The sequence below is a fragment of the Pimelobacter sp. 30-1 genome (assembly GCF_018831735.1).
Taxonomy (GTDB): Bacteria; Actinomycetota; Actinomycetes; order Propionibacteriales; family Nocardioidaceae; genus Nocardioides.
Genome location: NZ_NHTS01000013.1, coordinates 142151 through 154059, shown reverse-complemented (window position 1 = coordinate 154059; position 11909 = coordinate 142151). Strand labels below are relative to the sequence as shown.

General features: G+C 73.4%; 12 protein-coding genes and 1 rRNA gene. 5 read left to right on the top strand and 8 right to left on the bottom strand.

Translation table 11 applies throughout. From position 1 onward, the window contains the following. Positions 1-82 precede the first annotated feature (82 nt). Both rrf and CCO04_RS25945 read left to right on the top strand, forming a co-directional pair. Positions 83-199 (top strand): 5S ribosomal RNA (rrf, locus tag CCO04_RS25950). Positions 200-289: 90 nt separating this feature from the next. Continuing rightward, a complete protein-coding gene (locus CCO04_RS25945) occupies positions 290-1405 on the top strand; it encodes a tetratricopeptide repeat protein (RefSeq protein WP_215817072.1) in 1116 nt (371 codons plus the stop codon). Between the two features lie 27 nt (positions 1406-1432). On the opposite strand, the gene CCO04_RS25940 is transcribed toward CCO04_RS25945, so the two are convergent. Then, on the bottom strand, positions 1433-2050 hold the full coding sequence (locus CCO04_RS25940) for a hypothetical protein (protein WP_215817071.1): 618 nt from the start codon (positions 2048-2050) through the stop codon (positions 1433-1435). A gap of 83 nt (positions 2051-2133) precedes the next feature. Here CCO04_RS25940 and CCO04_RS25935 point away from each other — a divergent pair, with 83 nt between their 5' ends. The 3 genes from CCO04_RS25935 to CCO04_RS25925 all read left to right on the top strand — a co-directional run bounded on the left by CCO04_RS25935 (position 2134) and on the right by CCO04_RS25925 (position 4856). Then, positions 2134-3054, top strand: coding sequence for an alpha/beta fold hydrolase (locus CCO04_RS25935; RefSeq protein ID WP_215817070.1), 921 nt, complete (start codon positions 2134-2136; stop codon positions 3052-3054). Between the two features lie 237 nt (positions 3055-3291). Next, positions 3292-3789, top strand: a complete 498-nt coding sequence (locus CCO04_RS25930) for a DUF3145 domain-containing protein (protein ID WP_215817069.1) — start codon at positions 3292-3294, stop codon at positions 3787-3789. Between the two features lie 143 nt (positions 3790-3932). Then, positions 3933-4856 (top strand): hypothetical protein, encoded by a 924-nt coding sequence (locus CCO04_RS25925; protein ID WP_215817068.1) that lies wholly within the window; start codon positions 3933-3935, stop codon positions 4854-4856. Between the two features lie 42 nt (positions 4857-4898). On the opposite strand, the gene CCO04_RS25920 is transcribed toward CCO04_RS25925, so the two are convergent. The 7 genes from CCO04_RS25920 to CCO04_RS25890 form a co-directional block, all read right to left on the bottom strand. Then, positions 4899-6338 (bottom strand): acyl-CoA carboxylase subunit beta, encoded by a 1440-nt coding sequence (locus CCO04_RS25920; protein ID WP_215817067.1) that lies wholly within the window; start codon positions 6336-6338, stop codon positions 4899-4901. Position 6339: 1 nt separating this feature from the next. Continuing rightward, a complete protein-coding gene (locus CCO04_RS25915; RefSeq protein WP_215817066.1) occupies positions 6340-7590 on the bottom strand; it encodes a beta-ketoacyl synthase in 1251 nt (416 codons plus the stop codon). Positions 7591-7621: 31 nt separating this feature from the next. Further along, on the bottom strand, positions 7622-7867 hold the full coding sequence (locus CCO04_RS25910) for an acyl carrier protein (RefSeq protein WP_141799363.1): 246 nt from the start codon (positions 7865-7867) through the stop codon (positions 7622-7624). A gap of 80 nt (positions 7868-7947) precedes the next feature. Further along, entirely contained in the window at positions 7948-8949 is a 1002-nt protein-coding gene (locus CCO04_RS25905) for a beta-ketoacyl-ACP synthase III (RefSeq protein ID WP_215817065.1), read from the bottom strand. Continuing rightward, a complete protein-coding gene (locus CCO04_RS25900; protein WP_215817064.1) occupies positions 8946-10145 on the bottom strand; it encodes an acyltransferase domain-containing protein in 1200 nt (399 codons plus the stop codon). Before CCO04_RS25900 ends, CCO04_RS25905 begins: the two co-directional genes overlap by 4 nt. A gap of 78 nt (positions 10146-10223) precedes the next feature. After that, positions 10224-10661, bottom strand: a complete 438-nt coding sequence (locus CCO04_RS25895; RefSeq protein WP_215817063.1) for a GNAT family N-acetyltransferase — start codon at positions 10659-10661, stop codon at positions 10224-10226. Beyond that, complete coding sequence (locus CCO04_RS25890) at positions 10651-11829, bottom strand: CdaR family transcriptional regulator (RefSeq protein ID WP_215817062.1); 1179 nt, start codon at positions 11827-11829, stop codon at positions 10651-10653. The genes CCO04_RS25895 and CCO04_RS25890 overlap by 11 nt, the downstream gene beginning before the upstream one ends. Between the last annotated feature and the right edge of the window lie 80 nt (positions 11830-11909).

The following is an 11909-nucleotide window of genomic DNA, read 5'->3' as shown; positions in this document are numbered from 1 at the left end:
CCAACAACACACAAGATGAACACTTGGTGTGCTGCGCGTCCACATGAAGACCAACCCCAGACATACATGGGGTTCATAGAGTTACGGCGGCCATAGCGGCAGGGAAACACCCGGTCCCATCCCGAACCCGGAAGTTAAGCCTGCCAGCGCCGATGGTACTGCAACCGAGAGGCTGTGGGAGAGTAGGACGCCGCCGGACATACATTCAGGTAGAGGCCACCCTCGGGTGGCCTCTACTCTGTTTTGCACCCTCTTTCCTCAATAGCGATTCGACGTCCAGGAGACCGACGTGGCAGACCAGCGAGGCCGACGCGACAGCGGTGCGGCCCCCCGCAAGGGCGGTAGCGCGCGACAGGGCGGTAGCGCGCGACAGGGCGGCAGTGCTCGACAGGGCGGTGCAGGCCGAAGCAGCTCGACCGGTGGCGGCAAGCCGTACGGGTCCGGGAGCAAGCCGACCGGCAGTGGTGCCGGCAGCGGCGGCCCCCGGCGTACCGGCGGTGCCGGCAAGACCGGTGGAGCCAGCAGCAGCGGTGAGGGGCGCAGGCCCTACAGCCGTGACCGAGACGACCGCAACGAGCAGCGCCCCGACCGGCGCGGCAAGCCGGCTGCGGGAGCGGACAAGCGCCGCGCACCGCGCAGCGGTGGCCCGGGGACGTCGGATCAGCGCAAGACGCGCGAGGCGCGCGAGCAGCGGGACCGGACGGCCGAGCAGGCCGTGTACGACGGCCCCACGCTGCCCGAGGACATCACGGGTGCGGAGCTGAGCGCTTCGGTCCGGGCCCACCTCAAGGGTCTGCCGGAGAAGCTCGCCGCTCGCGTGGCGCGCCACCTGGCCGCGGCCGGGCAGCTCGTCGACGACGACCCGGAGACCGCCTACCAGCACGCGCTGGCGGCCAAGGCCCGGGCGTCGCGGATCGCGGTCGTGCGCGAGGCCGTCGGTGAGGCGGCCTACGCGGCCGGTCACTACGCCGAGGCGCTGTCCGAGCTGCGCGCGGCCAAGCGGATGAACGGCGCCACGGCGTACCTGCCGATCATGGCGGACTGCCACCGCGCGCTGGGCAACCCCAAGCGTGCCCTCGAGCTCGCCAAGAGCCCGTCGGTGGCCAAGTTCCCGTCGGCGGCGCGTGCGGAGATGGTGATCGTCGAGGCCGGCGCTCGCCGCGACCTGGGCCAGCTCGACGCTGCCCTGCGCACGCTCGAGGTCTCCCCGCTCAACAGCAAGAGCCGGGAGCCCTGGGTGGTCCGCCTGCGCTACGCGTACGCCGACACGCTCGAGGAGGCCGGCCGGCTCAACGACGCGCTGACCTGGTTCCACAAGGTCAACGCGATCGACGCCGAGGAGTACACCGACGCCGCCGAGCGGGCGGAGTCGCTCGAGAAGCGCGTCGATCGCAACGCGGAGTAGTCCCGCGGCACTGCCGCGGTGCAGGACTCAGGCCGGCGGCCGCCCGGCGATCATCACGATCGCCTGGTGGTTGCCGGCCGCTTGCGTGTCCCAGCGGATGTCCTCGCGGTAGGCGATCCGGATCCGGTCGATGACCGCGAGCGCCGCCTCGGGCGCGTCCACCTTGAGCACGATCGAGTCCCCGCCGACCAGGCGCTGGCCCTCGGGGTTCACCAGCTCCGCGCAGAACTGCTCGGGCTTGGTGGTCACCCCCACGGTCCCGCGCCGGCAGAGCAGGGGAGTGACGCCGATCTTGACGTCGGCGGTCGTGTGCACCTTGACCCCGGCGATGCGCAGCGTGCGGCCGAAGTCCGCGGGCGGAGCGAACATGCCGACGTAGAGCGGCGTCCCCACGACGCCGCTCGCGTTGAGCGCCTTGTCGCTCACGGGCAGCTGCTCGGGCGTCAGGGCGTACCAGACCAGCCAGGCGGCCCCCAGGAGCGTCGCCAGGGCCAGCACGGCGTAGCGCCAGGTCCGGGAGCGGAACGAGGGCCGGGGGATCCGGGAGGAGTCGAGGTCGCCGTCGCCGCCGCGGCGTCGCCGGGGCCGTTCGGCCTTGCGACGGCCGGGTGCGGGCGCGCGGCGCTCTGATGCCCCCATGGTCATGCCCGCACCCTAGGGCATTCGCGGCGTCCGGCTGGTCGTGGACCGCCCTCCGGAGCGGGGTAGAACCTGTCACACTCCTGCGCATGACGTTCCCCGGGACCCGGATCGCCGAGCAGCCCAAGCGGCCCACGCTGGAGGGCAGCGTGGCGGTGCGCGACGGGCGGCGGCTGAGCTTCGCCGAGTACGGCTCCCCGCGCGGTCCGGCGATCGTCTGGATGCACGGGACGCCGGGTGCCCGGCGCCAGATCCCCGTCGACGCCCGCGCGTACGCCGCGGAGGCCGGCGTACGGATCATCGGCATCGACCGGCCCGGGATCGGCTCGTCGACGCCGTACCTCTACCCGGACGTGCGGGACTGGACCGCGGACCTGGCGCTCCTGCTCGACGCCCTGGCGATCGACACCCTGCGGGTGATCGGTCTCTCCGGTGGCGGGCCCTACGCCCTCGCGGCCGGTGCCGCGATGCCCGAGCGGGTGCGCGGGGTCGGTGTCCTCGGGGGCGTGGCGCCCACCCGGGGGCCGGACGCGGCCGAGGGTGGCATCATCCGGCTCGCGGTGCACGCGGCGCCGGTGCTGGCCGCGACCCGGGTACCGCTGGGGATGGCGCTCACCGGCGCGATCCGCACCGTGAAGCCGCTGGCCGGCCCCGCGCTCGACCTGTACGCCGCGGTGCAGCCGCCGGGCGACAAGAACCTGCTGGGCCGCCCGGAGTTCAAGGCGATGTTCCTCGACGACCTGCTCAACGGCAGCCGGTTCCAGACCTCGGCGCCGCTGGCGGACCTGCTGCTGTTCACCCGGGACTGGGGCTTCGCGCTGGACGACGTCCGGGTGCCGGTGCGCTGGTGGCACGGCGACGACGACCACATCGTGCCCTTCCGGCACGGTCAGCACTGCGTGGACCGGCTCCCGGACGCGACGATGACCACGATCGACGGGGAGAGCCATCTCGGCGGCCTCGGCATCGCCCAGAAGGTGATGGCCGAGCTCCTGGCGCTCGGCGCCTGAGCCGCCGGCCCTCTTCCGGAGCACCCGCCCGATGCGGCAGGGTGTGACCAGACACGCGCGGAGACGCTGGTGTCGGACCGTCCCATGGGTCACAATGGGACCACAACTACACAGGTGTCACGCTGCACGAGTGCCCGCCACCCGTCCGCGACTGCCCGACACCTCCGTGGAGACCGCTGGGGAAGGCGTATCTCACGCCGGAGGTAGGGATAGTTCGAGGAGTTCGTGGTGACCGGAATGAGTGCAACCAGGGGCGTCTTCTACGTCCACTCCGCGCCGTCCGCGCTGTGCCCGCACATCGAGTGGGCGGTGGGCGGCGTGCTCGGCGTACCCGTCAACCCTGACTGGACGCCGCAGTCGGCTCAGTCCGGCAGCTATCGGTGTGAGTTCTCCTGGACCGGCAAGACCGGGGCGGCGGCCGAGATGGCCTCCGCGCTGCGTGGCTGGAACCACCTCCGGTTCGAGGTCACCGAGGAGCCCACCTCGGCGACCGAGGGTGCGCGCTTCTCGTACACCCCGGACCTCGGTGTCTTCCACGCGGTCACCGGCATCCACGGCGACATCATGATCCCCGAGGACCGGCTCAAGGCGGCCGTCGTGCGCGCAGCGCTCGGCGAGGTCACCCTGGAGAACGAGATCGACAAGCTGCTCGGGAAGCCCTGGGACGACGAGCTGGAGACCTTCCGGCACGCCGGCGACGGTGCCCCCGTCCGCTGGCTGCACCAGGTGGTCTGAACGGCCTGGACGGTCCGAACCCGCCCCCGTGACAACGACGCAGCGCCCCGGCTCCCGAGCCGGGGCGCTGCGTCGTTCTCCGATCTGGTCACGAAAGCCGCGGGAGCCTCGGCAGCCGCCGCGCCGGACGCTAGCGTCGCCCGGTGCCCGCTCCGACACTGCTCCCGTGGACCTTCCGTGACATCGAGGCCTTCGGCGCCGCGCCCCACCGCGCGGCCCACCTGCTCCACGAGCAGCCGATGTTCACCGACGACGCCCTCGCCGACCTGCTCGACCGGCTGCCCCGCGAGGCGGTGCACCCCTACACGATGGGCACCGACGCCTCCACGACCGGCGAGTGGCGCCGGGGCGAGACCACGGACCTGCCGGGCAAGGAGCTGCTCGAGGTGGTCGGTCGTGGCCGGCTCTGGCTCAACCTCGTCGGCGTCAGCCGGTACGACGCCGCGCTCGCCGGCCTCGTCGCCGACGCCTATGCCGAGATCGGCACGCTCGTGCCCGGCTTCGACCCGCTGGAGATCAAGGCGACGCTGCTGATCTCCTCACCCACGGCGATGGTCTACTACCACGCCGACAACCAGCCGAACCTGCTCTGGCACCTGCGCGGGCGCAAGCGCGCGTACGTCTACCCGCGCGCCGAGCGGTTCGCCTCGCGGGCGGACCTGGAGAAGGTCGTGGCCGGCGCGAGCACCGAGGGCCTCCCGTACGACGCGGGCTTCGACGCGCACGCGGAGGTGCTCGACCTGGAGCCCGGTCAGGTGGCCTGGTGGCCGCAGAACTGCCCGCACCGGGTCGAGAACCTCGACGGCATGAACGTCTCGCTCTCGACCGAGCACTGGACGCCCGCCTCGGTCCGCCGGGAGCGGGTCTGGACCGCCAACCACCACCTGCGCGAGCGACTGGGCCGCGGTGCCCGCTCCACGCGCGAGGACGGCGTGCTGGCGGCCGGCAAGGTGGCGGCGATGCGGGTGGGCCGCAAGGCCGGGCTGCTCCGCACGGGGGAGCAGCAGGCGCTGCGGCCGAGCTTCCGGATCGACCCGGACGTCGCGTCCGGGGTCGGCCGGCTCTAGCGCGCGGCCTGCGGGTCGGGGGGCCTGCAGGCCGCGTTTCTCCTACAGCGGGATGTTGCCGTGGGTGCCGCGGCGCACACCCTGGGCGTGGACCGCCTCGAGGAAGGCGGCGGTCAGCGCGGAGCGGGTGCTGGCGGGGTCGACGATCTCGTCGACGACGCCGATCTCGACGGCGCGCTCGACGCCGCCGGCGATCCGCTCGTGCTCGTCGGCCAGCTCGGCCTCGACCTGGTCGCGCAGCTCGGGGGCGACCTCGGCGAGGCGCCGGCGGTGCAGGATCCGGACGGCGGCCAGCGGGCCCATCACGGCGATCTCGGCGCCGGGCCAGGCGAAGACCTTGGTCGCGCCGAGGGAGCGCGAGTTCATCGCGATGTAGGCGCCGCCGTAGGACTTGCGGGTGACCAGGGTGACCCGGGGGACCTCGCACTCGGCGAACGCGTGGAGCAGCTTGGCGCCACGGCGTACGACGCCGTCCCACTCCTGGCCGACGCCGGGCAGGTAGCCGGGCACGTCGACCACGACGAGCAGCGGGATGCCGAAGGCGTCGCACATCCGCACGAAGCGGGCGGCCTTCTCGGCCGAGGGGGAGTCGAGGCAGCCGCCGAGGCGCAGCGGGTTGTTGGCCACCACGCCGACGGTGCGACCGCCGAGGCGACCCAGGGCGGTGACGATGTTGGGCGCCCAGCCGGCGTGGAGCTCGACGCTGGAGTCGTCGTCGAGGATGCCGGTGACGAGCGGGTGCACGTCGTAGGCCCGCTTGCGGGACTCGGGGAGCAGCGCGCCGAGGTCGGTGTCGGGCACGGCGGTCGCGTCGAGGCGACCCTGGGCGCCGACGAGCGCGGCCACGGAGCGGGCCTTGCCGAGCGCCTCCTCCTCGGAGGTGGTGACGACGTGGACGACGCCGGAGCGGCGTCCGTGCGGCTCGGGGCCGCCCAGGCGCAGCATGTCGACGGCCTCGCCCGTCACCGAGCGGACGACCTCGGGACCGGTGACGAAGATCCGGCCCTCGGGGCCGAGGATCACGACGTCGGTCAGGGCCGGGCCGTACGCCGCGCCACCCGCGGCCGGGCCGAGCACCACCGAGACCTGGGGGATGACGCCGGAGGCCCGGGTCATCACCTCGAAGATCCGGCCGACGGCGTGCAGGGAGAGCACGCCCTCGGCGAGACGCGCGCCACCGGAGTGCCACAGCCCGATGATCGGGATGCGGTCGGTGAGCGCGCGGTGATAGGCATCGACGACCACGGTGCAGCCGTCGTTGCCCATCGCGCCACCCATGACGGTGGCGTCCGAGCAGAACGCCACCACGCGAGCGCCGTCGACCGTGCCGGTCGCGGCCATCATTCCGCAGTCAGGGTCGCCGGACGGGAGGAGTTCCAGCGACCCTGGATCGAGGAGCGCGGCCAGCCGCCGCAGAGGATGACGGGGGTCGTCCTCGCGAGCGGGCCTGGCCGAGCTGGGGGCGGTCGGAGCCGACGTCACGTCAGCTGACCGACCCGAAGACCACGGCGACGTTGGCGCCACCGAAGCCGAAGGAGTTGTTGATCGCGGCGATGTCGCCCAGCGGGAGGTCCCGGGGCTTGGTCGCCACGTCGAGCTCGACCCGCGGGTCCTGCTCGTCGAGGTTGATCGTCGGGGGAGCGGTGCGGTTCTTGATCGCGAGGACCGTGGCGACGGCCTCGAGCGCACCGGCACCGCCGAGGAGGTGACCGGTCATCGACTTGGTGGCCGAGACGACGAGGTCGTTGGCGGCCGAGCCGAGGACGGCGTGGAGCATGAGCGACTCGGCGACGTCGCCCTGCGGCGTCGAGGTCGCGTGGGCGTTGACGTGGGCGATGTCGCTCGGCGCCACCCCGGCGTCCTGGACGGCGAGGCGGATGGCGCGAGCGCCGCCGCGGCCGGCCGGGTCGGGCTGGGCGATGTCGTGGGCGTCGGCGGTGATGCCGGTGCCGAGGACCTCGGCGTAGATCCGGGCGCCGCGCGCCTGGGCGTGCTCCAGCGACTCCAGCACGAGGGCGCCGGCGCCCTCACCGAGGACGAAGCCGTCCCGGGCGGTGTCGAAGGGACGCGAGACGGTCGTGGGGTCGCCGTCGTTCTTGGACAGCGCCATCATGTTGGCGAACGCGGCGATCGGCAGCGGGTGGATGGCCGCCTCCGTGCCGCCGGCGATCGCGACGTCGACCCGGCCGAGCCGGATCTGGTCGGCGGCCAGCGAGACCGCCTCGTTGCCGGAGGCGCACGCGGAGACCGGCGTGTTGACCGGGCCGCGGGCGCCGAGCTTGAGGCTGATCGTGGCGGCCGGGGCGTTGGCCATCAGCATCGGGACCGAGATCGGGGAGACCCGGCGCGGACCCTTCTCGAGCAGGACCTCGTGGTTGGACAGCAGCGTGTGCACACCGCCGATGCCCGAGGCGAAGGCGACGCCGAACCGGTCGCCGTCGAGCTCACCTGCGTCCTTGACGACGTCGAGCCCGGAGTCGGCCCACGCCTCGAGCGCCGCCACGAGGGCGAGCTGCGAGGAGCGGTCGAGCCGACGGGCGACGACGCGGTCGAGGACCTCGGTGGGGTCGACGGCGGCCGGGGCGCCGATGGTCACGGGGAGACCCTCCGCCATGTCGCCGAGGGGACGAACCCCCGAGCGACCGGCGAGCAGGCCCTCCCAGGTGCTGGCGACATCGCCGCCGAGCGGGCTGGTGGTGCCCAGGCCGGTCACGACGACACGAGTGCGGGACATGGCTGTCGGTCTCCTAGTGAGTCAGGGTGGATCAGGCGGCGCGGTTGCGCTCGATGTAGGCCACGGCGTCGCCGACGGTCTTGAGGTTCTTGACCTCGTCGTCGGGGATGGTGACGCCGAACTTCTCCTCGGCCTCGACGACGACCTCGACCATGGACAGCGAGTCGACGTCCAGGTCGTCGCTGAACGACTTGTCCAGCTGCACGCTGTCGGCGGGGATGCCGGCGACCTCGTTGACGATCTCGGCGAGGGCGGCGCGGATCTCTTCGGTGCTCATTCTTCGTGTTCTCCCTGGTTGATGGGTGGTGCTGGGTGGTGCGGGGGTGGTGCTGATCCGTGGGCGGGTCGCGGGACCCGTCAGGGGACGACGACGACCTGCGCGGCGTACGCGAGGCCGGCGCCGAAGGCGATGAGGAGGGCGGTGTCGCCCGACTTCGCGTCGCCGTCGTCGATCATGCGCTGCAGGGCCATCGGGACCGAGGCCGCGGAGGTGTTGCCGGCGTCGATGATGTCGCGCGCGATCTTGACCGTGTCGGGCAGCTTGAGCGAGCGGGCCATCGCGTCGGTGATCCGGTTGTTGGCCTGGTGCGGGACGAAGCAGTCGAGCTGGTCGGCGGTGATGCCGGCCCGGTCGAGCGCCTGCTGGGCGACCTTGGCCATCCCGTACGACGCCCAGCGGAAGACCTCGTTGCCCTTCATCGACAGGCACGGCATCTTCTTCTCGCCGGACTCGAGGATGTCGCGCCAGTCGGGCGTGCGGATGTGGTCGTAGTGCTCGCCGTCGGAGCCCCAGACGACCGGGCCGATGCCCGGCGTCTCGGACGGGCCCACGACGACCGCGCCGGCGCCGTCGGCGAAGATGAACGCCGTCCCGCGGTCGGTGGGGTCGGTGATGTCGGAGAGCCGCTCGACGCCGATGACCAGCGCGTAGCCGGCGCTGCCCGCGCGGACCATGTCGTTGGCCAGGGCCACGCCGTGGCAGAAGCCGGCGCAGGCCGCGGAGATGTCGAAGGCGGCCGCCTGGTCGGTGCCGAGCTCGTGGGCGATCGCGGTCGCCGCCGACGGGGTCTGCAGCAGGTGGCTGACGGTCGCCACGATCACGCAGTCGATCTGGCGGGCGTCGATGCCGGCCGCGGTGAGCGCGTCCTGGGCGGCCGCGACGCTCATCGAGACGACGGTCTCGTCGTCCTCGGCGAAGCGGCGGGTCTTGATGCCCGAGCGCTGCTGGATCCACTCGTCGCTGGAGTCGATCGCGTCGACGACCTCGGCGTTGGGGACCACGCGGCGCGGGCGGTAGGCGCCGACGCCGAGGAGAGCGGCGTGGGCGGCGCCGGTCTCGGTGCGGAGCGTCGCGCTCATGCGGGGACGACCTCGGGGTGGAGGCGCAGCAGGGGCTGGCCGGGGGCGACCGGGTCGCCGTCCTCGACGAGCCACTCGACGACCTGGCCGCCGTGGGCCGCGGTCACCGTGATCCGGTCGCGCAGGCTGGCGACCTCGCCGATCGGCGTACCGGCGTCGAAGCGGTCGGCGCCGGTAGCGGTCTCGGCACGGTGGAAGAGGCCCTTGGCGGGGGAGACGACCATCCGCCAGGTCGGGGAGCTGTCGATGAGGGAGGTCTCGACGTGGCGCCCGCAGAACGCGCGGGCCTCGTCGAGCTGCTCGGGTCCGGTCAGCGCGAACGTCTCGACGCTCATGTCGCGGCCCTTGAAGTAGCGCTTGGCGATGCCGGTCAGGGTGCCGGCCGGCGGCATCTCGAGGATGCCGGTGACGCCGATGTCGGCCATCGTCTCCAGGCACAGGTCCCAGCGCACGGGGCGGGCGATCTGGCCGACGATGCGGCCGAGGACGTCGCGGCCGTCGTGGACGACGTTGCCGTCGCGGTTGGAGATGAACCGGGTCCGCGGGTCGTGCGTCGAGACCGACTGGGCCAGGCGGGCGACGTGGTCGACCGCGGGAGCCATGTGCGGGGAGTGGAAGGCGCCGGCGACCGAGAGCGGCCGCGGGCGGGCGCCCTTGGGGGCGTTCTCGGCGAAGGCGGCGAGCTGCTCCATCGTCCCGGCGGCCACGATCTGGCCGGGGCCGTTGTCGTTGGCGGCGGTCAGGCCGTGGGCCTCGATCGCGGCGAGGACCTCGTCGCGATCGCCGCCGAGGACGGCGGTCATGCCGGTCGGGGTGACCGCGGCCGCGGCGGCCATGGCGTTGCCGCGCTCGCGGACCAGGACCATCGCCTGCTCGGCGGTGATCACCCGGGCGCCGACGGCGGCGGTGATCTCACCGACGCTGTGGCCCGCCACGGCGCCGAGGCCGCGGTAGGCGTCGGCCGGGTGGGGGTAGAGCTGCAGCGCGGCGACCAGCCCGGAGGCGACCAGCAGCGGCTGGGCGATCTTGGTGTCGCGGATCGTGGCCTCGTCGGCCTCGGTGCCGTAGTGCGCCAGGTCGAGGCCGGCGACGGCCGAGAGCCACTCGATGCGCGCGGCGAAGGTCGGGTCCTCCAGCCACGGCGAGAGGAAACCAGGGGTCTGTGCCCCTTGGCCGGGGGCGACGATCACGAGCACGCAACCAGACTGCCTGGCGCCGTACGGGGAACGCGCCTGCGCCGCCCACGAAGATGGGCCACGCGGTTTGTGGGAGTCCTACAAGTCTGCGCTGCCGGGGTGCTCCATCCAGGTCTCCGGCGCCCGTAGCGGCGTCCATCCGTGCTGGGCGTAGAGCCCGGACGCGGTGCTGGTCGCCAGCATCAGCCGCTTGAGCCGCAGCGGCTCGAGGTCGGCGACGACCCCGGCGACGAGGGTCGTGCCGAGGCCGTGGCCGCGCAGCTCCGGGTCGACGATCACGTCGCACAGCCAGCCGAAGGTCGCGCCGTCGGTCACCACCCGGGCGAACGCGACCTGCGCGCCGCTCGCGGCGTCGTAGACGCCGTAGCAGCGCGAGCCGGCGTTGGCGGCGTCCTGGAGCTCGCGCGGGCGCCCGAGGGCCCAGTAGGCGTGCTCGGAGAGCTGGCGGTGCATCCAGCCGGCGTCGATCCGGTCGCGGTCGGCCGAGAACGCGTAGCCGTCGGGCTCAGGCCGCACTCTGCCTCCCGAGCACGAGCGCGAGCTGGAGGGCGAGCGCGTCGCGGGGGACCGCGGGGGTCAGGCCGGTGAGGTCCGCGATCTGGCCGAGGCGGTAGCGGACCGTGTTGGCGTGCACGAAGAGCGCGCGGGCGGTGGCCTCGATGCCGCCGCCGTTGGCGAAGTAGGCGACCAGGGTGGCGACGAGCTCGCCGCGCGCGTCGGCGAGGGGCCGGTAGATCTGGACGACGGCGTCCTGGCGGGCCACGTCGTCGCCGGCCAGGATCCGCTCGGGGAGCAGGTCGTGGGCCGAGACCGGGCGCGGGGCGTCGGGCCAGCCGACGGCGGCGCGCAGGGCGCCGAGGGCGACGGTGGCCGAGACGTGGGCCTGGGCCAGGTCGGCGGCGGCGGGGCCGACCACGACGGCGCCCTCGCCGAAGAGGTGGACGACCGAGCCGGCGTCCTTCTCGGGCACGGTGACCCCGCCGAGGATGACCACCAGGAGGTGACCCTGGACGGCGCTGAGCGCGTCGAGGCCGTGCTCCTGGGCGGCTCGTCGTACCTCTTCGAAGACGCCGTCGCCGTTGGCCTCGGCCGGGGCCGGCCCGACCACGACGGCGACCTCGCCGCGCGAGGACCAGCCCACGGCGCTCGCGCGGGACAGCACCGACTCGTCGGTCTCGGCGCGCAGCACCGCGTCGACCGCCAGCGCCTCGAGGCGGGCGTCCCAGCGGCCGCGGACCTCGGCGGCGCGGGCGTAGACCTCGGCGGTCGCGAAGGCCACCTCGCGCCCGTAGCGCAGGACGGCGGCGTGGACCTCGGCCAGCACGTCCGGGTCGAGCAGGCGCTCGACGCTGCGCTCGACCTCGTCGATGGTCAGCTTGATCAGGTCGACGGTCTGGTGCAGGTCGATCACGCCGGCCATCGCGCGGGGCGCGACACCGAAGACCTGGAGCACGACCGCCTCGTCCTGCGGGTCGACGCCGCCGCCCTCGGCGAACCAGTCGACGAAGCCCTTGACGCCCGCCTGGACGATCATCCCGACCCAGGAGCGCTCCTCGGCGGTCAGGTCGCGGAACCACGGCCGGTCGGACTCCATCCGGGCGATCGCGGCCGAGCCCAGCGAGCCGGACGCCGCGCGCAGCTGCTGGGTGGCGTTGGCGCGGGTCGAGCGGCCGATGGGGGACATGGGACCAGCGTAGGACCCGGTGCGGGAACGAGATCCCGGGTGTCGGCGCCCGGTCGGGCGTGGTTGAATCGTCCACCATC

What these genes read in the sequence shown, in the direction of transcription:
- CCO04_RS25890 (WP_215817062.1), bottom strand. Translation starts at nt 11,829, where the DNA reads ATGTCCCCCATCGGCCGCTCGACCCGCGCCAACGCCACCCAGCAGCTG.
- CCO04_RS25935 (WP_215817070.1), top strand. Translation starts at nt 2,134, where the DNA reads ATGACGTTCCCCGGGACCCGGATCGCCGAGCAGCCCAAGCGGCCCACG.
- CCO04_RS25940 (WP_215817071.1), bottom strand. Translation starts at nt 2,050, where the DNA reads ATGACCATGGGGGCATCAGAGCGCCGCGCGCCCGCACCCGGCCGTCGC.
- CCO04_RS25915 (WP_215817066.1), bottom strand. Translation starts at nt 7,590, where the DNA reads ATGTCCCGCACTCGTGTCGTCGTGACCGGCCTGGGCACCACCAGCCCG.
- CCO04_RS25930 (WP_215817069.1), top strand. Translation starts at nt 3,292, where the DNA reads ATGAGTGCAACCAGGGGCGTCTTCTACGTCCACTCCGCGCCGTCCGCG.
- CCO04_RS25905 (WP_215817065.1), bottom strand. Translation starts at nt 8,949, where the DNA reads ATGAGCGCGACGCTCCGCACCGAGACCGGCGCCGCCCACGCCGCTCTC.
- CCO04_RS25910 (WP_141799363.1), bottom strand. Translation starts at nt 7,867, where the DNA reads ATGAGCACCGAAGAGATCCGCGCCGCCCTCGCCGAGATCGTCAACGAG.